The organism is Pseudomonas sp. Van50 (assembly GCF_055390755.1).
Genome location: NZ_AP024343.1, coordinates 3527219 through 3548111, shown reverse-complemented (window position 1 = coordinate 3548111; position 20893 = coordinate 3527219). Strand labels below are relative to the sequence as shown.

General features: G+C 58.1%; 17 protein-coding genes and 2 pseudogenes. 10 read left to right on the top strand and 9 right to left on the bottom strand.

All coding sequences use genetic code 11. The annotated features are described in order from the left end of the window. Positions 1–71: 71 nt before the first annotated feature. Positions 72–2539, bottom strand: a pseudogene (locus tag ACZ5M5_RS15095) (UvrD-helicase domain-containing protein). Positions 2540–2772: 233 nt separating this feature from the next. Between ACZ5M5_RS15095 and ACZ5M5_RS15090 the strand changes: the two are divergent. Continuing rightward, the gene (locus ACZ5M5_RS15090; RefSeq protein WP_060742417.1) at positions 2773–3468 is read left to right on the top strand and encodes a pirin family protein; all 696 of its coding nucleotides are present in this window, start codon (positions 2773–2775) and stop codon (positions 3466–3468) included. A gap of 65 nt (positions 3469–3533) precedes the next feature. Here the strand turns inward: ACZ5M5_RS15090 and pgm are convergent, their stop codons facing one another. From pgm to ACZ5M5_RS15070, 4 genes are all read right to left on the bottom strand, one after another. After that, on the bottom strand, positions 3534–5180 hold the full coding sequence (gene pgm, locus ACZ5M5_RS15085) for a phosphoglucomutase (alpha-D-glucose-1,6-bisphosphate-dependent) (RefSeq protein WP_464737514.1): 1647 nt from the start codon (positions 5178–5180) through the stop codon (positions 3534–3536). Positions 5181–5270: 90 nt separating this feature from the next. Beyond that, complete coding sequence (locus tag ACZ5M5_RS15080; protein WP_060742419.1) at positions 5271–6668, bottom strand: aminotransferase-like domain-containing protein; 1398 nt, start codon at positions 6666–6668, stop codon at positions 5271–5273. A gap of 96 nt (positions 6669–6764) precedes the next feature. Continuing rightward, the gene (locus ACZ5M5_RS15075) at positions 6765–8255 is read right to left on the bottom strand and encodes a hypothetical protein (RefSeq protein ID WP_464737513.1); all 1491 of its coding nucleotides are present in this window, start codon (positions 8253–8255) and stop codon (positions 6765–6767) included. 677 nt (positions 8256–8932) lie between these two features. Beyond that, entirely contained in the window at positions 8933–9958 is a 1026-nt protein-coding gene (locus ACZ5M5_RS15070; protein ID WP_060742421.1) for a zinc-dependent alcohol dehydrogenase family protein, read from the bottom strand. Positions 9959–10215: 257 nt separating this feature from the next. On the opposite strand from ACZ5M5_RS15070, the gene ACZ5M5_RS15065 reads away from it, so the two are divergent. From ACZ5M5_RS15065 to ACZ5M5_RS15030, 8 genes are all read left to right on the top strand, one after another. Continuing rightward, entirely contained in the window at positions 10216–11130 is a 915-nt protein-coding gene (locus tag ACZ5M5_RS15065; RefSeq protein ID WP_003202191.1) for a LysR family transcriptional regulator, read from the top strand. Positions 11131–11476: 346 nt separating this feature from the next. Then, the gene (gene hxsD, locus ACZ5M5_RS15060; protein WP_047542058.1) at positions 11477–11776 is read left to right on the top strand and encodes a His-Xaa-Ser system protein HxsD; all 300 of its coding nucleotides are present in this window, start codon (positions 11477–11479) and stop codon (positions 11774–11776) included. Beyond that, positions 11773–13260 (top strand): His-Xaa-Ser system radical SAM maturase HxsB, encoded by a 1488-nt coding sequence (hxsB, locus tag ACZ5M5_RS15055; protein ID WP_047542060.1) that lies wholly within the window; start codon positions 11773–11775, stop codon positions 13258–13260. The genes hxsD and hxsB overlap by 4 nt, the downstream gene beginning before the upstream one ends. Before the next feature lie 5 nt (positions 13261–13265). Next, on the top strand, positions 13266–14495 hold the full coding sequence (hxsC, locus tag ACZ5M5_RS15050) for a His-Xaa-Ser system radical SAM maturase HxsC (RefSeq protein ID WP_464737512.1): 1230 nt from the start codon (positions 13266–13268) through the stop codon (positions 14493–14495). Beyond that, the gene (hxsA, locus tag ACZ5M5_RS15045; protein WP_047542064.1) at positions 14492–15100 is read left to right on the top strand and encodes a His-Xaa-Ser repeat protein HxsA; all 609 of its coding nucleotides are present in this window, start codon (positions 14492–14494) and stop codon (positions 15098–15100) included. The genes hxsC and hxsA overlap by 4 nt, the downstream gene beginning before the upstream one ends. Positions 15101–15150: 50 nt before the next feature. After that, positions 15151–15564 (top strand): hypothetical protein, encoded by a 414-nt coding sequence (locus tag ACZ5M5_RS15040; protein WP_103308107.1) that lies wholly within the window; start codon positions 15151–15153, stop codon positions 15562–15564. Between the two features lie 280 nt (positions 15565–15844). Then, positions 15845–15985: a DUF5710 domain-containing protein gene (locus tag ACZ5M5_RS15035; protein WP_464737511.1), complete on the top strand. Its 141-nt coding sequence runs from the start codon at positions 15845–15847 to the stop codon at positions 15983–15985. A gap of 98 nt (positions 15986–16083) precedes the next feature. Beyond that, positions 16084–16521 carry a hypothetical protein gene (locus ACZ5M5_RS15030; RefSeq protein ID WP_464737510.1) on the top strand — a complete coding sequence of 146 codons (438 nt, stop codon included), beginning with the start codon at positions 16084–16086 and terminating at the stop codon, positions 16519–16521. 41 nt (positions 16522–16562) lie between these two features. On the opposite strand, the pseudogene ACZ5M5_RS15025 reads toward ACZ5M5_RS15030, so the two are convergent. Further along, positions 16563–16649 (bottom strand): annotated as a pseudogene (locus ACZ5M5_RS15025) (transcriptional regulator); the annotation flags it as partial. A 202-nt stretch (positions 16650–16851) separates the two neighbouring features. Here ACZ5M5_RS15025 and ACZ5M5_RS15020 point away from each other — a divergent pair. Beyond that, a complete protein-coding gene (locus tag ACZ5M5_RS15020) occupies positions 16852–17013 on the top strand; it encodes a LysR family transcriptional regulator (RefSeq protein ID WP_371919204.1) in 162 nt (53 codons plus the stop codon). Here the strand turns inward: ACZ5M5_RS15020 and ACZ5M5_RS15015 are convergent. The 3 genes from ACZ5M5_RS15015 to ACZ5M5_RS15005 are packed head-to-tail and all read right to left on the bottom strand — an operon-like array spanning position 17010 to position 20893. Further along, positions 17010–17720 carry an AAA domain-containing protein gene (locus ACZ5M5_RS15015; RefSeq protein WP_464739386.1) on the bottom strand — a complete coding sequence of 237 codons (711 nt, stop codon included), beginning with the start codon at positions 17718–17720 and terminating at the stop codon, positions 17010–17012. The two genes, ACZ5M5_RS15020 and ACZ5M5_RS15015, sit on opposite strands and share 4 nt — an antisense overlap. Then, positions 17651–20440 carry an AAA domain-containing protein gene (locus ACZ5M5_RS15010; protein ID WP_464737509.1) on the bottom strand — a complete coding sequence of 930 codons (2790 nt, stop codon included), beginning with the start codon at positions 20438–20440 and terminating at the stop codon, positions 17651–17653. The genes ACZ5M5_RS15015 and ACZ5M5_RS15010 overlap by 70 nt, the downstream gene beginning before the upstream one ends. Positions 20441–20452: 12 nt before the next feature. Then, complete coding sequence (locus ACZ5M5_RS15005; protein WP_047542070.1) at positions 20453–20893, bottom strand: hypothetical protein; 441 nt, start codon at positions 20891–20893, stop codon at positions 20453–20455.

The following is a 20893-nucleotide window of genomic DNA, read 5'->3' as shown; positions in this document are numbered from 1 at the left end:
GAAAGCGGCGCCTTCCTCTCCAGGGAAGGCGCCGCTTTTCTATGGCCTCTTAATACGCTTTTGCCACAGCTTCATCCTTTGCGGGCACGACGGTGGTCAGCGAAAAAGGGCTTGTCCGCTGCAATACGATCTGAAGCCTTAGACGCATTGGCCGCCTGACCATCCTGGCCATCGACATACCAATAACAATGCTGCACGGCGCGGGTGATGCCCACATACGCCAAGCGCAGGATTTCGTCTTTTTGCGCCGTGTCGTAGGGTTCGGCGTCTCCATCCTGACCTAACCCGGCCATGCGATAGACCTGATTCTTGTAGGGCGAACTGCTCAGGTGCTGGCAGTCGCCCAATAAGAACACCGCATCCGCCTGGAGCCCCTTGGCGCTGTGGTAGGTCATTTGCCTGAGCCGCCGGGCGTCGTACGGCAAGCTAGAATCGACATTAACTGTTGGCTGAATATGCTTTTCTATCAGTATCTTATCGCTACTTTTTCGATACAGCATCAAGATGGAGTCACCCTTGCGATAGTGCTCCTCCAGTCGCAGGGCCAACCCTTCGTCGTCTCGATCCAGCACATTGACCGGGCTCAGTGATCGGGGCACGCCACTGGCCTTGGCTTTTTTGCCTGGGATAGCCGCAGCGGCACGCACGATGTGCTCGGCCGCGTCGATGATGTGTTGGTGGCTGCGGTAGTTGTCGGTAAGCATCACCCGAGTTGTCGCCGGTGACGGGAATTGCTTGTTGAATGCCATGAAGTAGCTCGGCGAACTGCCGCGCCAGCCATAGATCGATTGCCAATCGTCCCCGACACACAACAAGGAAGAACGCTGGGCACCGCGCCCCACGTGCAGCGCAGGACCACGGCTGCGGACCTCCCGAAGACTGGCGCGAAGCCAGGAGACAATCTGCGGCGATACGTCCTGGAACTCGTCGATCATCAGGTGCGATAGCGGCCTGAGCAAGGCATCACCCAGCAACTTGAAATTTTCCGGGGAGTGTTCGCTGAACAGCGCGAACATACGGTTATAGGTCATGATCGGCGGCGATTGATCGAGCAAATGGTCTTCGAATGCCCGCCAGTAACGGCTCAGCGCCTCGAAGAAATACCGATCGGGGTCATCCTGGGCAAAGGCCATCCGGCCCACGGCGTCCGGGACGTCCAGGCCAAGGTTCTCGATAAAGCCCGCCGCCGCGACAAAACAGTCCAACAATGGCGCCGAACCCAGTTCACCCTTGACCTTGTAGTCGAACCCGGGGCCGGCACTGGCATCGCCGGCCATGGATGCCACCACACGTTTTGATGCTTCGTAACTTTCAAGCCATATCAGTGGCTTACGGCAGAAAGCTTGAAACAAGGTGCGCTTTACCGCCCACTCCGCGCGGATACTCAACTTGGCACCCGGACGACTGAGCCGGGCGTCTTCCCGCGGATCGAAACCCAGCATCACCCAGGCATCCAGTGAGGGCGCGTAGCCATGGCAGTGGAATGTCGAACCATTGATTTCGAACGTTTGTCGTTTTGGCTCGATCCCCTTGATTGGCCAGGCACCGGCGTGAAACCACAGGTCTTCGACGGCATCGCACAATTCTTCGTCGCGCTGGGCCGCCAGTTCGGTCACGGCCACGCGTTTTTGCACATCCGGGTGATCGCGCTCCAGCTCCTTGAGTTGCAGGGCATGGCGGGACAACGGTTGGATCAGCTCACGGAAACGCGCATCTCGCTGGTAAAGGTTGTAATAACAGGCGTTGAGTTGCTGACGCTGGACATCGTTGATGCGTAACTCAAAGGGATTGCCTTGGGCGTCGTCGTCCGCTTCGGCGCGATGACTCAGGGTCTCGAAGGCCTGGAGTCGCTCGAACCCGGGCAGGCTGCGGACCATGGGCAAGATACGCGAATGGAAGGTGCGCACCAGATCACGCCCTTCCTTGAGGCTGACGGTTCGCCCCCACAGGGCAAACACCTCGATCAATTTCTGGATGAAGTCCTTGCGCGATTCCCGGGTAAACGTCACCACGGTCATTGAGTCCAGTTCGAAGCCCAGGTAGTGGGACAGCAACACAATCCTTAGCACCAGGGTCGTCGACTTACCCGCACCCGCCCCGGCGACCACCGAGGTAGACGGCGTATCGCTGAAAATCATCTTCCATTGCGCGGCACTCGGTTGCGCATGCGCCGGCAGCAATCGGGCCACGTCGGCCTTGATACGTTTCTTCAACTCGGTGGTCAGCGGCAGGCGCCAGTCATCGAACAGCAAATCATCCACCTGCGGTGCCGGATGCTCTGTGCTGCGCGAATCACGGATCAACAAGACCTGGCGGCCTTCCTCGAGCCCTTCGGCCCTGCCTTCCTTATAGCCATAGTCGAAACCGGCGGTATGGCCACTGCGGAAGCCGTCGGCCTGGCCGTGCAACCAAGACGCTCGGTGCTGGGCGCGCAGACGCGTCAGGCCATGGCCGAAGAGCCGGGCGGCCAGGCGCTTGAGCAACGGCATCTGGGCCAGGGGCAGGAGCTCGGGGGAAGATCGGGAGTGTGTTGCGACACGCTGGGGACTCCGTGTTCATGAACCATGACGGCTATGGTGTCTGGATTTGCCGCCAGGTTCCACCCAAAAGCTTTTAAGTCATGGGTTTAGGCGATGAAGTGAAAGTTGGCTCACGAATTCATATCTAGTTAGGCGATAGGTTTGACGCGTTTTTTACGCTTTTTATCGATGAATTCCTTCGCGAGAATAGCGCCATCAACCATCGCTTTCGCTCAGCGAAAAGGACACGAACATGCTCGAACTCAGACCCTTCGCCACGTTGGGCGCCGCCAACCACGGCTGGCTGGATGCCCACCACCATTTTTCGTTCGCCGAGTATTACGACCCGCAACGCATGCACTGGGGCAACCTGCGCGTCTGGAACGACGATGTCATCGCCCCCGGCAGCGGTTTTCCCCAGCACCCGCACCGGGATATGGAAATCATCACCTATGTGCGCGAAGGCGCGATCAGCCACCAGGACAACCTGGGCAACAAGGGCCGTACGGAGGCTGGCGACGTACAAGTCATGAGCGCGGGCACCGGGATCGCCCACAGCGAGTACAACCTGGAGTCGACGGCCACGCGCATTTTCCAGATATGGATCATTCCCAACGAAGAAGGTCTGGCACCGTCGTGGGGCGCCAAACCGTTTCCCAAGGACTCGCGCGAAGGCTTCGTGACCTTGGCCAGTGGCAAGGCCGGCGACGACCAGAGCCTGCGGATTCGCGCCGACGCGCGACTGGTAGCGGCCAATCTCAAGGCAGGTGAAAGTGCGGAATACCGGCTGGACGCCGGACGACGAGCGTATCTTGTGCCGGCCACAGGATTGATAGAAATCAATGGGTTGCGCGCACAAGCTCGAGACGGTGTTGCGATTGAAGATGAACGGATATTGCGGGTCACCGCGATTGAAGACAGCGAAATCGTGCTCGTGGACCTCGCCTAAACCCTGCACTGCTGCTCTTGTGGCGAGGGAGCAAGCTCCCTCGTCACAAGCTCACATCACATGTATCACTTGCTGGTGATCGCCCCATCCACCAACGTTTGCGCCTCAGCCACCAGTTGCTTGAGGTGCGCATCGCCAATGAAGCTTTCGGCGTAGATCTTGTAGATATCCTCGGTACCCGACGGACGCGCCGCGAACCAGCCGTTTTCGGTCATGACTTTCAGGCCGCCGATGGCCTGGTCATTGCCCGGTGCATGGCTGAGGATGCTCTGGATCTTCTCCCCCGCCAGTTCCGTAGACGTCACCTGATCCGGCGACAGCTTGCTCAACAGGGCCTTCTGTTGCGGGTTGGCCTTGGCATCGACGCGTACCGAGAACGGTTCGCCCAACTCGTCGGTCAAGGCGCGGTAGGCCTGGCTCGGGTCGCGACCGGTGCGCGCCGTCATTTCAGCCGCCAACAACGCCGGAATCAGGCCGTCCTTGTCGGTGCTCCAGACGCCGCCATCCTTGCGCAAGAACGAAGCACCGGCGCTTTCCTCACCGCCAAAACCCAGGGAGCCATCGAACAGGCCGTCGGCAAACCACTTGAAGCCCACCGGCACTTCATAGAGCCGGCGCCCCAGACGCTTGGCGACACGATCGATCAGGCCGCTGCTGACTACTGTCTTGCCCACGCCAGCATCGGCGCGCCATTGCGGGCGATTCTGAAACAGGTAGTCGATGGACACCGCCAGGTAATTGTTCGGCGCCAACAGGCCGCCGGACGGCGTCACGATGCCATGGCGGTCATGGTCCGGGTCGCAGGCGAAGGCCACGTCGAAGCGCTCCTTCAGGCCAATCAACCCTTGCATGGCATGGCTGGAAGATGGGTCCATGCGGATCTGTCCATCCCAGTCGACGGTCATGAAACGGAAGGTGGAATCCACGTGGGTGTTCACCACGTCCAGGTCCAGGCGGTAATGCTCGGCAATGGCCGGCCAGTAGCGCACGCCCGCGCCGCCCAACGGATCGACGCCCAGGTGTAACCCGGCGCTGCGGATGGCATCGAAATCGATGACATTGACCAGGTCCGCCACGTAAGTGTTGACATAGTCGTGACGGTGGGTGGTATCGGCTTTCAGGGCCTGCTCGTAGCTGACTCGCTTGACGCCGGCGAGCTGGTTGGCCAGCAGTTCGTTGGCCTTGGCTTCGATCCACTTGGTGATATGGGTATCGGCCGGACCGCCGTTGGTGGGGTTGTACTTGTAGCCGCCACTTTGCGGTGGGTTGTGGGACGGCGTGATGACGATACCGTCCGCCAGGCCCGAGGTGCGGCCACGGTTGTAGCAGAGAATGGCGTGGGAAACCGCCGGCGTCGGGGTGTATTCATCCCCCTCGGCGATCATGACGGTCACACCGTTGGCCGCGAAGACTTCCAGTGCGCTGGCACCCGCCGGGGTCGACAGCGCGTGGGTATCGATACCGACGAACAACGGCCCGTTGATGCCCTGGGCTTCACGGTACAGGCAGATCGCCTGGCTGATTGCCAACACGTGCCACTCGTTAAAGCCCAGGTCGAAGGAGCTGCCACGGTGGCCGGAGGTGCCAAAAGCCACGCGCTGGGTCGCAACCGAGGCATCGGGTCGGCCGGTGTAGTAGGCCGTCACCAGTCGCGGGATATCGATCAACAACTCTGCCGGTGCCGGCTTGCCCGCAAATGGACTGACTGTCATGCAAAACCTCTGAGTGGAGTGGCTCGGGAAATGGGTGCAGTTTACTGACAGTTCGACCATGGCGCGACGGGTTCGATCCATCGCCGCCGATTACGATTGTTCGAGCCTCAGGGCGTCGGCCAGCGCGCAGAGTGCAGCATCCAGGTCCTGGGGCCCATTGAGCGCATGGGTCAGGCGCATATGTTGCCCGTACAGGCCATGAAGGCTGAACAACTCCCCCGGTGCGATGACGATTCGCTGGGCCAGCAGCCGATGGAAAACCCGGCGCAAATCAACCTGTCGCGTCGAGCGCATCCAGATCGTCGCACCACCCTGGGGTTCTGCCCATTGCAGGCTATCGCCCAGCCGCTCGCGCAGCAATTGTGCGGTCGAAACCGCGCTTTCGCGCAGCAGGCGCCGCAACACCAGCAAATGCTGGTCAATCCGACCGTTGCTGTACAGCCGGGCGATGGCTTTCTGGCGAATCGGCGACAGACGAAACGCGCGCAACAGGAAATGTCGTTGCAGGTGCAGGGTCATCTGGCGCGACAACACGTAGCCATATGGCGCCTCTGGGCCGATGGTCTTCTCGAACGTGGAGTAGACGATCAACCGGTCCGGGTCGAGCAAGTCCCGAAAAGGCGTCGCCCCGGCCTCGAACGCCAGGTCTGTATGGCTGTCGTTCTCCAGCACCCAGGTGCCATGCCGTTCCAGCAAGTGGGCGATGGCGCGGCGGTTCTCTTCAGGAACCAGCGAGCCCGTTGGCATGTTCAGGACTGACGACAGCATCACCAGGCGCACCGTTTCGCTCTCCAACAGTGGCTCCAACTGCTCGATGTCGACTTCCCCGCCGGCCAGCAGTGGCAGCTCGATGATGTTGATGTCGGCGGCTTGCAGCAGGCGCAACACGGCCCAGTCGCAGGGCGATTCGATCAGTACTGTGGCGCCCCTGAGTGCCAGCACGGCGATCAGGATCTCCAGGACACCCCGCAGATCGGCGCCGATATAGACGTCATCGGCATTCCAGCAACGGGCCGGCGAAGAGGTGTAGCGGGCCGCCAGCGCGGTACGCAGCTCCAGCTCGCCCCAGGGTTGCGAGGGCGTCTGCGAGGAACGTGGATACTGGCGCAGCAGCTCGCGCTCGAGCAACAGCATCGGGCTGTCCAACGGCTGCATCGATGCCGGCTCGTCCGCGCTGAGCACCAGCATGCCGGGGCGCCGGGCATTGACGTACAAAGTCTCGAGCAAATCGTCCCCGCCATCCAGGGTCGTCATGCTGGGCGCCGGCAGCGCGTAATAACCGGACTTGGCGATCGAGTAGACCCGCCCTTCCTTCTCCAGCAGCGAATAAGCGTACTGGATGGTCGATATCGACACGTTCAGACGCTCGGCCAATTGCCGCAACGAAGGCAGGCGCACCCGCGCATCAACCTCCAGTTCGTTGATCAGCGTGGTCAGGTAGCGATAAACCGCCTGGTAGGCGAAGTCTGTCTCCCGGCAACCTTTCATGGGATCACGCCAGGAGAACGGATTGCAGTCGGCCAGGTCACAACGCCGGGCATCACGACCAGGGACGAGGTAGACGAGCCCATCAAGCCTCGTTCCTCAGTGCCTTGCCGAGCGTTCGTGCGGCTCATCGACGGCCTGCCCGGCTTCTGCGGTATCAACGTCGTCAAGGGCCTGCTGCAGATCAGCTCCCGGCATCGCTTCCGGTTGTTCCGGCACGGTAACGCTCGCCCGATACAGTTTGCCAAGGATATCGATGGGCAGGCCACTGACGTCGACCATCCATTGCGCGATCTGATCGGCGACCGTCGCGCCCTGCATGGCCTTGTGCAGGTCCGGCATCGCCACCAGCATGCCGGGGTGGCAACAGCGCAGGAAGTGTTCCAGGCCCTCGCCCTGCCCCACGAATGGCGCGAACAGCATGCACACCAGTTGCGTTTCGCTGAGCCCCAGGACCTTTTGCGCTTCGAGGGCCGCATAGGCGCGGCGCTCGGGAATCGCCGAAGGTGAGCCGAACAACGTCCGGGCCTGCTCGCAGGCGTGTTCCGGCAGTTGCTTGCGATGCATGATCATGATCGCCCGCTGCACATAGTCGCTGTAACCCGTTTCGTAGCTGCGCCCTTGCACGTAGCAGGCCTGCAGGCCATGTAAATGAGCCGACAGCAGCGGGCTGAGGTATTCGTTTTCGATCGCCGAGGGCATGAGGCCATCGGTCTGTACCCGCAGGAATTCGTTGAAAAGCGGCCAGTTGGTGCCCTCCAGTCGGTCGACGATCAGGTCGTCGATGCCGATGTGGCTCATCCGCCGGCAGGCCTCGAAATGCCCCTCGGGCTTCCAGGCACCAAGGCGCTCGGGACCGTAGAAATGCTCGTAGAGATCACTGCTCAAGGTATCGAGGTGCGCGAAGAGGCTGTCGAAGCAACCGATATTGTCGGTCGGCAGACCGATTTTGCGGGCCGCGCGACGCAGGCCTGAAATGAACTGTCTTTGCTGGCGTGGCGTATCGCTGCTGACCATCGAATCCACGCCAGACTCCCAGCGGGCCATGTGCCGATAGAAGTCGGCCATCGCCAGGTAACCGTCGCTCCCGATGTCCAGGGGACTGTCGACCGAGCGAAGGTGCCCCAAGGCCAGCAAGTCCATGCGATTGGCCTCGTGACCCGGTACCGACAAGGGCTGCCGGTGATTGAACGGCAACACCTCGCGGTTATCCGCCATCAGCAATTCGACCCGGGGATCGTCATAGACAAACAGTGCGCTGTAGCAGCGATGGATGTTCTCCAGCGTCGCCTGGGTGGTTTCGCTCAGGCGCGGCGTGGCGACGCGCAAGGCGAAGGTCACCGGATGCCGGCCCGCGATGCTCAACTGGGCGGCCCGCAAAGCGGTCAGTACATAAAAGCTCTCCCGGCTCCCGTTCTGGACCGTCAACACACGATAATCGCCAATCCGATCGATACCTCCGGCGGCGACAATCAAGCGCTGGATCAAAAGCTGCAACGCGGTCCGTTCGGCCCGGGAATAAAAACCCAACAATCGTTGCAGTATCTGTTGATACACGTGAGTCATTGCCTGCTCATGAATTGCACTCATAGCCATTTACCTGAAATTCAACTATCGGCGCCGCACCCGCACCAACGTGACCGCGCGACGTGTTGGTCTGAATGAATCGTTCTAGTACTCAAAGAGTATTAGCAATACGCCCAAGCATTGCTTGTCGTAATTATTTGATACATACGCAGGAAGTCACCCCGTGCTCCCGGGCACCCCCGCTGCAGGCCTTGAAAATACAGGGCCTTGCCGAGCTGGCGGTACGTCCTAGGAGAATTCCGACAACGTCCCACAGACAATGAGTACGAGAAATAAGGAACTTGCCGAACTTTAATTGACCTTCCACCCCACCCTGTTTTCTCCAGGATCGATAGATAGCCCCCTGCCAATTAACGCTCGTTGCACCTTGAATGTGCCTTGAAGGATGAAAGCCTTCGAAAAAGTTACACCGCACCACGACTTCTTCCTTGATATGGAAATCAGCGTTCAATTATCAGGACTTAAATAATGATTAGAAGATACAGATTGAGGGCAAAAACCAGTTCAGATGTTCACCGGCAAACCGTTTCTGCTTCGAGCGAACCGGGACAGGTAGCTGGAGGGGCCTTGCGAGGCACGAACGCACCGCCGTCAGGCTGCCAGTGCGTGGGAAAGGAGGGATGGAGATCGAATCGAAGACAGCGCAAGAGCCCGGCGATGACTCTTGCGCAAGACAGGTATCAGGCGGGGTCGACGACCTGAAGGGCAACGCGTTCACGGCAAGGGCATTCACCCATGTACCGGTGCGCTTCGACAAACTCGGAGAACGGGAAGACCCGAGTCTTGAGTGGCAGCAGCACGCGATCGGCGGTCAGTTGATTGATATCGCGCAACGCTCGTTGCAATGCCACCTGGTCCTGGACAATGCCCAGTTCCGGCTTGCCGGTAAAATTGCCGATGCAGTGCACGAAGAACTGAATGTTCTTCTGGAACGCCGCGCAGGCCGGGAACGGCGTCTGGTTGCCGCCCTGCAAGCCATACAACACCAGGCTGCCACGGGGCGCCAGCACATCACCCAATAGCGACATCTGCGGCCCGCCAAGGCCGTCGAATACCACGTCGACGCCACGGTTATCGGTGAGCTTGTTGATTTGCATCAGCAAATCCTGCTCTTCTGTCACGATGACTTTTTCGGCACCCAACGACAGCAGGTATTCACGCTCGTCGGCCGTCTTGGTGGCCGCAATCACCCGCACTCCCAAGGCCTTGCCCAACTGGACAAAGGACGGGCCGGCGCAATGACTGGCATCGGTGACCAGGGCGAATTGCCCCGGCTTGACCCGCGCCAGGTCCATGTAGGCGAAATAGGCGATCAGCAGCGGCGTGTAGTGCACGGCGGCTTCGATCGGGCTGAGCACATCGGGATAACGGGTCAGGGCGGTGCGGGGCAGCACGATGACTTCACCGTACACCGGATAGTCGTTCGGGCTTTCGGCCGGAAAACTGGCGACCTTGTCGCCCACGGCCAAGTCATCGATGCCGTCGCCGACGGCCGTGACCACGCCGGCCATTTCATGGCCCAGGCCCGAAGGCAGGCGTGCCTGGGAGGACGCCAGGTTCTGGCGCCACAAGGTGTCGTACCAACTGATGCCGATCGCTTCGACGCGGACCTGCACTTCTCCTGGCGCAGGAAGAGCCGCCGCATGCTCTTCGCATTTGAGCACCTCGGCACCACCAAACTTGTGAAAACGGATCGTGCGGGACATCGCAAACCTCGTCAAAGTAACCTCTAATGCCACGAACTCTATCCGGGCTTTGTAGCCAAGACCATCAGTGGCTATTAATAGTCGACATGCCTGTCATTGATTCCGCAGCAAGAAAAACCAACCACTCCTGTAGGACTTAACCTAAGAAAACTCAATTAGCCGGTGCAGAGTACCAGCCTTTCCCCGTAAGATTCATGCCGGCCATTGTTCCCATATGGCCGTTCACGTCAAGCTTACCGAATCTGCCAGGACCCCAGATGAATCGTAATGACCTGCGGCGTGTCGATCTGAACCTGTTGATCGTGTTCGAAACGTTGATGCATGAACGCAGCGTGACTCGCGCGGCCGAGAAGCTGTTTCTTGGCCAGCCGGCCATCAGCGCCGCACTGTCGCGCCTGCGTAGCCTGTTCGATGACCCGCTGTTCGTGCGCACCGGCCGCAGCATGGAACCATCGGCCCGGGCGGTCGAGATCTTCGCCCTGCTCTCTCCGGCCCTGGATTCGATTTCCACGGCAGTCAGCCGCGCCGCGGAATTCGACCCGGCCACCAGCACCTCGGTGTTTCGCATCGGCCTGTCGGACGACGCCGAATTCGCCCTGCTGCCCATGCTGCTCAAACGCCTGCGGGCTGAAGCGCCGGGCATTGTGCTGGTGGTGCGCCGGGTCAACTACATCCTGATGCCGGGCCTGCTGGCGTCCGGTGAAATCTCCATCGGCGTCAGCTACACCGACGACCTGCCGGCCAACGCCAAGCGCAAGGTCTTGCGGCGCAGCCTGCCCAAAGTATTGCGCGCCGACACCGCGCCGGGACGACTGACCCTGGACGAATTCTGCGCCCGCCCCCACGCCCTGGTCTCCTTCGCCGGTGACTTGAGCGGTTTCATCGACGAAGAACTGGCAAAACTCGACCGTAAACGTCATGTGGTGTTGGCCGTGCCGCAGTTCAACGGCTTGAGCACCCTGTTGTCGGGCACCGACATCATCGCCACCGTGCCCGACTACACCGCCGACGCGCTGACCGCCGCCGGTGGCGTACGCGCCGAAGACCCGCCCATACCGGTGCGCAGCTTCGAACTGCATATGGCCTGGCGGGGTTCTCAGGACAATGATCCTGGGGAGCGCTGGTTGCGTTCGCGGATTCAGATGTTTTTTGGCGACCCTGAGAGTCTTTAGTCGCCGCCGGATAGGCTGTTCGGCTGATCATTTCTGCCTTTCCACAACCCATGGAGCTCCATTCACTTCCAGTGGATTGCTACATTGGGGGCACATCTGAGGGCATGCTTTGGATGGTTTGAAAAGGATGCCCCCAGCCTGAGGCCAAGCAGGCTATTGATTAGGATGGGTAGACTGAGGGAGATATGAACCCTCGGCCCTACCCCGTATCAATGGCCGAGCCGTAGTGAGCGCACCACCCACCACGCTGGACAAATGCGTGCAAATGTAAAAAATTATGATGGCATAATGCCTCGGCAACCTGCAAAATCCACACGTTTCCAACGGATTTGAAGGAGCGGTTCCGATGACATGGCCAGTCACGTTGAAACTCGACAGCGCAGCCTACCCGCTCAGCGTGGTGCAACGCGCCGCTTATTCCCTGGCCGACACTGTCGCGATCCAGGTCGCTATTGAAACCAATCAGATAAGCCTCACGGCCCACCCCGCTGAAGCAAGGCTAACGCTTTCCCCGGAGCAGGCTCACTCGCTGATCCTCCAGTATCTGAACGACTTCGCCCTACGCGACCATATCAACCGCGAAACAGCAGGGCTGCGCGAAGTCCTGGCCCGAGCCGCGCTCGCTGGATGTGGGATTTCCCAGTGACACTGATTGCGACAGACGCCAAGCACTACCGCTTGCTGCCTTTTCGATTCATGCGCATGAACACGGGACATGACCGTGACATCCTGCTCACCTCCGATACCGGTGAGTACATGCACGTGAACGACGCGCAATTACGAGCCCTCAGTTACTTCGACGTTCAAGCAAGTACGCCTTTTTATAAGGACCTGCTGGCCCGCCACTTCATCTACGAACCAGGCTGCCACGACCCGTTCCCGGAAATGGCAGCGCAGTATCGCAGCCGCAAGGACTTCCTCTTCCAGGGGCCTGCACTGCACTTGTTCGTGGTTACATTGCGCTGCAACCACACCTGCCAGTACTGCCAGGTGTCACGGGCCCCTCTGGGAGGATCCGGCCACGATCTGTCGGAAGCGGATGCGCAGGCGGCGGTCGATCGCCTGTTCGAATCGAACGCTCCCGCCCTGACTGTGGAGTTTCAGGGTGGCGAGCCGCTTCTGGCCTTCGAGCGCGTCCGCCAGATTGTCGAATGGGTCGTTGAACGGAACGTGGTCGAACAACGGGATATCCAGTTCGTCATCACCACCACGTTGCACCACCTGACGGAGGAAGTACTCGACTTCGCAGAACAAAATCGCATCCAGTTTTCGACCTCGCTCGATGGGCCGGCGCCCTTGCACAATGCCAACCGCCCTACCCCGTCACGAGACTCCTACGAACGCACTGTAAAAGGCATCCAGTGGGTCCGTGAGCGCCTTGGCCATGATGCAGTTTCCGCGCTGACCACGCTGACCTCAAGAAGCCTCGAACAACCTGAAGCGATCATCGATGAGTATGTAAGCCAGCGCTTCTCCAGCATCTCGCTTCGGCCTCTGAGCCCTTATGGGTTTGCCACCAAGAGTGCCCATCGACTTGATTACCCTATTGAACAATACCTGGCCTTCTACAAGAAGGCACTGGCCTATTTACTGCATATCAACCAACAGGGCGTATACCTCTCAGAGAGTTATACAAGCCTGTTGCTGAAGAATATCCTGACACCCTTCTCCTCCGGCTATGTAGACCTGCGCTCCCCTGCTGGCGCAGGCACTGCGGCGCTGGTTTACAACTATGACGGTTACGTCTATCCCTCGGACGAAGCCCGAATGCTGCTGGAGATGGGTGAAGACGGCTTGAAGCTCGGCACCGTGCAGCAACCCTTGTCTGAATTACTCGCATCGCCCGTCATGAATGCGTTGCTCGCCAGTGGTGTAGCAGAAGCGCTGCCGGGCTGCTCCGACTGCGCACTTGTCCCGTACTGTGGTGCTGACCCCATCGAACACTATGCCCGCCAAGCTGACCCGATCGGACACCGAGTGTTCAGCAGCTTTTGTAAGAAGAACATGGGGCTTCTGAAGCATCTTTTCGGTCTGCTTTACGATGGCGACGACAACGTGCAGAGGGTGCTGCTGTCTTGGTTGAACAGGCGCTCTTACAGCGATGTCCGGTTCCCGGGGTACAAGGGCTGAAGGCGATGCTGCGAAAAGATACCCACTTCGAAATCCATAACCTGAATGAGCCGAAACTGCTCAAGGTCATCACTCTGGATGAGTTCATCGAACAAGGCCTGGCTGTTTGTGCCGGAAGTGCTGAGTTCGGTGACCTGCTGCTTTGGCTGCCAAACGAAGAACGGCTACGGAGCCCGCATCTGCTCTCGTTACCAGTGGGTGGATTCCTGATCCCGGAGCCATTGATCGGCGACTTCGACAGCGCGCGGCCACATCTGCACACCCCCAAAGATGCGGATGTCGTGCAGCCCGGCGATGTCATTGCCATCACACCAGGCAACGCGTTGGTGCGAGTGCTCTATCGACGAGGCTCAGACAGCAACCTGCTGTTCATGACCGATCGTTGCAACAGCCTCTGCCTGATGTGCTCGCAGCCGCCCAAAGATATCGATGACCGTTGGCACATCGAAGAGAACCTACGGCTGATCGACCTGATGGACCCGGGCGAGGAAAATCTGGGAATCAGCGGCGGAGAACCAACGCTTTATCGCGACGGCCTGCTGGAAATCCTGGCCAAGTGCAAAGCCGTTTTGCCGCAGAAATCTATCCATGTGCTCAGCAACGGGCGTCTGTTCCACGACACGAGCTGGATCGCAGCGCTCTCTGCAATCGGCCACCCTCAGTTGAGCTGGGGCATCCCGCTGTATGCCGACAATGCCGAAGACCATGACCATGTAGTGCAGGCTCCAGGCGCGTTCAGCGAAACCCTGCAAGGTCTTTACAATCTGGCGCGTGCCCACCAGATCATCGAGGTACGCGTGGTGCTCAATCGCCTGACCACGCCACGCTTGCCAGAGCTCGCCCACTACGTGTTCAGGAACCTGCCCTTCGTGCGGCATGTTGCGCTGATGGGTATCGAAAGCACCGGCCTGGCCAGGAAAAACTACGAAGAACTGTGGATTGACCCGCTGGACTATCAAGAGTCGTTGAGCCAGGCCGTGTATTTCCTGTTCAACCGCGGAGTGCCGGTTTCGATCTACAACTTGCCCCTGTGCCTGATCCCGGCCCACCTCTCGCGTTTTGCCCGCCAGAGCATCTCGGACTGGAAGAATCTGTTCATCGATACCTGCCAGCAATGCGCTGCCGTCAAACATTGCTCTGGCTTCTTCAAATCCCACACCGACCGCTGGCAGAGCCGCGGCGTACAACTGCTATCGACCAAGGCCTTTAGCGCCTATGCAAGGAGTGCACAGTGAAATTGCTCGACCGCTGGAAAGTCCTGATCAGTGGGATCAGCCTGCTGCCAATAGCAGGTACCACCCTGGCACAGGCGGGCCATCTGCCACTCGCCGATGCAAACTGGCAACCCAACGACAAGCTACAGCCCCCGGTATTTGCCGATACGCTCAATGCGCCAGACACCATCAACATCTATGCGGCGCATCGCTCGCACAGTTCTCACCGGTCCCACAGCTCGCACAGTTCTCACTACAGCGGCTCGGGTGGCTATAGCGCACCTCGCTACTACAGCCCACCCGCTACCAGTACCCGAGGCTACAGCGCGCCGAGTGCTTCGAGCAGCCCTCCAGGCAGCAACAGCCTTTATCAGTCGTCTGGCACTACCAGCGGGACAAGTTCGAGCACTTCTAAGAGTCGCGCGACCAATGAGCAGAAAAGCAGCCTGGTCACCCGTGTGCAGACCGCGCTTATGGTGCGCCAGTATTACCAAGGCTCCATTGACGGGGTGATGGGCAAAGCAACACGTGGGGCCTTGATGGCCTTTCAGATGGACAGTGGCCTGACCGTGAATGGCCGGATGGATACACCATCACTGAATGCGTTGGGGATCAAGATTCCATAAGTCGATTCAGGTTAAAGCTCGCGCCCGTTCAGCAACGAAGGAACTATCCCATGCAGCACATCACTCAAGTCGACAACACTCTCTGGGCATTGATCAGCCGCCTGCAAGGCAAGGAACTGCAAACACCGTCGCGTAGCGCCCGCTTCCGTATCGCGACTGTTGATGCAAATCGCGTTGTGATTGAGACCGGATTGGAAGACTCGCAGTTGGCGCTGACTCGAGCAGCTTTCCAGCAAACGTTGGACTACCTCGCCGATAACAGTCATTTCGGCCAAGCACAAGCTGTGGAAATCAACTCCAACCATACGTACGAAAAAGCCGGCCCACTTTGCCAGGCGGCTCGTTACAGAGCAGAAGGCAAGCCGGGCCGTACCAATATCACTTACATTCTGCCGATTCTGGAGCAGTGCCAGGCAGTCGGCATCCGGTCCAGCACCCCAAACAGCACTTGGCTGCTGCCCTGAGCCGAGTTATAGGCCTCCTTTTAAGGCCTAAACTTGGTCGACCTCAGATAACAGCCATAGTCGGTTAGCAGGCAATATATACAGACTGATTGAAGACCCAACCATTGAGCGCAGTTATGAATTAACCTCTGACCAAGACAGACCAGCGGGCTATTGCAGCACATCCCGCCATCAGCCTGCTTTGTCGCTCTTTTTTAGAACTCGAAGGTCCCCAACAAGGCTAGAAGGCTCTAGCATGGGATCTGACGCTTACTGATGAGCAATACGTACGGATACAGAAATGGCAAGGATTGATCTGAAAGTCCCCTTCTCAGAAAAAGATGAAGCGAAATCACTCGGTGCCAAGTGGGACCCGGGCCTGAAGACTTGGTACATCCCCGAGGGTGTCGACATCGGCCCTTGGCTCAATGGCTACCCGTAACAGAGCACGCAGACCTCGAGCACGGACCTGAATTTAGTGTCAGAGCACCGTATTACTACATCATAGAGTCAGTGTCCGACTGCTGGGGCTGTTCTAATTTGACCCGCGTGTTTTCGTTCAAGCTGCCCGAGCAACACGAAGAGTTCGATTACTACGAGGATGAGGACGAAGATTTCGCGCTCACAAGCAACCTCGGCGAATGGAAGTGCCATGGGTATCGCGGAACGGTCTCCAATATCGCCAGCCTCTCTGCCGGGGTCACGAAGCAGATCCGTCACTTCACTAACAAGTTCAAGCAGGCCTACAGCAAAACGGTAGGCAGCAGTTACCTGATGAATCACTGCGAAAACTGCGGAGCCAAGCTCGGCGATTTTTTCATGCACAGCGAACCTGGTGGAGCTTTCTTCCCAACCTCAGCACAAGAAGCTCAGCGGATGACTCTAATCAGAATCAACGAGCGGTTCGACGCGAACTGCAGCGTCGGCTTTGCATCCGAAGATTTTTTCGAATGGATGGAGGTTCGCGAGCAACCCTAATTACCCTATCCAATACCGTACTGCTCGAGGACCTCAGCTTTTCACGACAGCGGACCGTACTGAGCTTTCCAAGCCTTCAGGCCGGAGTGATTGCCACCTTTCGTTTCGATGACTTCACCGTTTCCAGGGGGGAACGTGTCGCTTACCCTCAACCTATGAACTACTGAAGGCCATCTGAATCCATCTGGTTTCTGTCGGAAATCTCCACCAAGAACCTGATACACCGAGGGGCAACCTGGGGGCATATCTGAAACTTATCTGCCTGAAAACACAGTGCTAGAGCCCAGTCAAAATGTTTTTTGGGGGCCCGGATAGTCTCTAGGCGCCGCTATTCATGCCGTCCGCAATCTGGAAAGTCGGCTCAGGGTTCGGCTGTTGAGTCGGACAAACAGGACGGTGTCGCCGACCGACGCAGGGGCCGCTTTTGCCAAGCGACCGGAGCAATCCGAAAGCAGGTCCGTCCAGTCCAGCTACTGCATCAGGAAACACTAACTACTCAATGGCACCTTGCTCTTGTGAGTATTCGCCTGAAAAGGATTCGAAGCCGTGGCTCGAGCGCTGCGTTTGATGATCAGGCTAAACAGTGCATTCTTGCCGCGCTCCTGCTTGAGCAGAAACTGGGCGTGGCCAAAGAATGTGAGGTTTTCCCGCGCTCGTGAGCACGCCACATTCAAACGTTGACGGTCGAGCAGGAAGCGGATGCCCCCCTGAGTACGAACAGTTGAATACAACACGATATCCGCTTCGCTTCCCTGGAAACTGTCCACCGTATCGATCTTTACCTCAAACACGTCGTCAATAAGCGGCAAGCTCTTTCTAAGCGCTGCGAAATCTTTATTGATTACGCGTTTCTGGGCTCCATAGGGTGTGATGATTGCCACGGATTTAGTAGTAAAGCTTTGGGTGCCTTCCGCTCGGCGCGATGCCAGTTTATGCGCCGACGCTTTCAGGAAATCGACTATCGCTTTGGACTCCGCCTCATTGAACAGGCTGGTGCCTTCGTTTTCTTCCTTGCCATGAGGGACGTCCACCCAGCGCATGCAGTGTTCTGCGTCGAGAAAATCCTTACGTTCGTGCACCTTGCCGTTGTGCAGCCCCCTTACGTCATTGGCGGTGTAGAACAGGTCCGCTACCAGATCGCCGATGGGTTCGACCATGCGAAACTGTTCCACAAGTCTGCCGGAACAGGCCGCTGGCAGGTTTTCATAAAGCTGCTCGAAAAAGCTGGTCTTGAGAAATGTTTCCTCAAGAAACGGCAAGACCGACTTTGCCTCAGCCTCTTGCAAGGCGCGGCCGATGCTCGGGGGAGCTGGAAATGATCTCCGATAATGATTGCTTTACGGCTGCGCATAAGTGGAATCAAGAGTTCGGGAACCGTTGCCCTGCCTCCTTCGTCGACGATGCAGATGTCGAATGCAAGTCGATCCATACCGTAACGTCGCGATGACAATCCTACGCAGGTAGCACCGATCAGGCCGTGATCCTGGACAACGAGCTCAGCCAGTTCATCATCGAACTGTGAACGTCCCCGGTCTGAAGGATGATAGATACGGTCCATCCAGGTTTCGATCCAATCGGCTTTTTCGGGGTTCTCGAGGCTCGCCAGACTGTAGTCCTGCTGACGCTCGCGCAGGTACTCCATCAAAACGTTTTCGGTCATGCGCGGCCGAACTTCCACTTGCACCTTTTCTACATCGTTGCCAATGCGCAATACGTTGGAGCTGAAACCCGGGAACTGTTCAAGGAAGCGATCGAGAGCGTTATCCACCGCAGTGTTCTGTTGCGAAACTACCAGAATCCTGGAGTCTGGTCTGGCGCAGAACAACTGGTGCAACAACTCGACGATGCACGTGGTCTTGCCTGTACCCGGAGGCCCTTGTATCAGATACAAATTGGATTCGACGAGCGCCGCCTCGATCACCTTTTTTGCGGCCTTCGCTTTGTCAGCCCCCTGCCAATTGGGGTCCCGCCAGTTCAGGCCACTATTGACCCGTTCATTCCAGAATGGGTCGGGTTGTGGAACATAGCGGGCAGGCATCAGCAGAATTTGCTGCAGGTTTCGATTAATCAGGCGCCCACCCAGGAACCCCTGAAGCGCGATCTTCTGCCGACCCAGATTTGCCAGCTCGCCCCGGTTGGGAAAGCGTATTCTGTATTGCGACGGCTGCACATCGACGTAACCGCTATCGGAGCCTGGGCGCTTCATCCCTTTATGGAAGATTTCGTAACGTTTTGCAGCTCGGGCCTCTGGCACCCCATGCAACTCGGCGACCTGCAACCAGCGCTCTTCACCATCGCCACTCAGGCACAGCTGCTCCACGAACAACCGCGGCGTACTACGAGCCTTTTCAATCAATTTCTGCAGGCCATCGACCAGATTCGAACTGCTGGAACACTCCAGCGTTCGCTCTTCCACTTCAGTGACATCACTCAAGTTAAATACAGCATGCCCTGTTTCAGCCAACAGATAATCTGTAACTGCATTCCAACGCTCGAAGAACTTTCCAGCCTGCTTGCGTGCCTGACTGTCGCCGGCGAAAAATGACTGCTGACGACAAAAGGTCACGAAGGCTTCGAACTGCAGGACGTCGAAGAAGACGCTGTCCTTGAATCTCACGTCAATCAACCGCATCGGGCAAGGCAAAGCGTCTAGCTCAACGCTATCGAAACCGGTGCGCGTCACATTCACAATGTGCAACTGAGAGTCCTTGAAGCTGGCTTTGGCCTCGATCAGCCATGCCCCAAGTTGCAGGGAGACGATGAGTTCGCCATCAATCTCGACCGAGCCCCGCAACTGCCACTGTGCACTGCCACTTTCGCGTTCCAGCCCCTCAAGATCATACACAGCGCGGTCCGCGTGGATAAACACTGGTGCTGCACTCTGTTCGCCGTAGCGAAGCGACTCCGGGTGCTGAGTGACCGTCACTTGGCCTTTGCTCAGCAGTAAGTCGTAGTAATGAACGTACACTTCAATACGATCACCACGCGGGTAATTCTTTCCGGGGAAGCTCGACTCGCTGCGTGGCAAGAATGCGACGACACCGCCGTTTGCGGACTGCTGCTTGTCGACAGAACAGAAACCTGGATAACAACGCACGAGGTAGCCGTCGCCATATTGTGGCGATGTCTGCGCTCTTTCAATGAAAGCCGTGCACGGCACACTTTCCAATATGTGTTCCGCGTGCAATGCCCCCCGAAAAACGCAGGCTTTGAAGAAATTCGGCCGCTTGACGTTACCTGACATCTGCACCGGCACCGCATTCTGATCGGGGTACTGCATCATCAGTGCGCGCTGTTGCGTATCGGTCCAAACGTTGGCCTGCTTCTCCGCACGCAGTTCGAGCTTTTGCCCGTAGGCGTTGAATGCATTATCAATCTCTGAGACCGATGCCAGAACGACCTTGCCGCCGTAAAACCAGTCGTCAGGTAACCGGGATTGTGGCTGTGCCATGTTCATCAGTTCAGTGAACTGTTGCTTTTGAGCGAGTTTGTCTAATGTCTGCAGATACCATTCGCAGTATGCGAAAAAACCTGCCAGGCGGTTCTGCGTATCTTGCAGGCGCCCATTGAGCAGGCGCAGTGCGTTGCGTCTGTAGGGACTGATTGATACGTCCGACAGATCGTTGGCCAGCCGTTGCGCCAGAATGTCGAACTCCTGGGCCGTGCCTTGCAGGCGCGCCCGAAACTTTTTGCAATAATCCTGGTTCTCGGCCTTGTACCGCAGCGCAGCACTTTCGTGGGCCCGAGCTTGCTCCATGGCGTTTGCCCAGCTGGTAGCCTGAAAATCACTTCGCGTCCGGGCATTGCGCTGCTTCAGTTCTTCATGGAGCTCACGTTCTTCATCGGTTTCACGATCCAGAAACCAGGCAACGGCACTCGCACCCAGAACGAACAACCCCGCAGCAACAAACTGGTACATAGGTCGTAGATCTCAAGGCTTAAGCGGAATGAGCGCTCGGTAGCTGTGCGCCAGTTGGTCCAGGGAGGCTGGCTGTTCAAGAATTTTGTCGAGAACACGCTCCCGTTCACGGTCGAGCGTCATCATCTGTTCATGCTCCATCTGGAGCCTGGCCATTGTCTGATCGTGCTCGTTGGCGTCTTTCTGCCGCAGGCGGTCAGTTTCAGACATCTTTTGTACGGTGTTCCAGGCCACCTGCTTGGTCTTCTCTTCGGCAGCGCTGACGCGCGCCTTGCTAGCTTCAATGGAAGCTTTGGTTACCGAGGTCTGTTTGCCCCAATCGGCGAGCTTGCTGGTCACAGAAATGGCGGCTTTGGCGATATCGGCCACTTGGTCGAGTTTTTTCATTGTGACCTTCTCGCTATCGCCTGCCTTTTCGGCAGTGTTCGTCTTTTGCGGTTTTGCCTTTTTCAT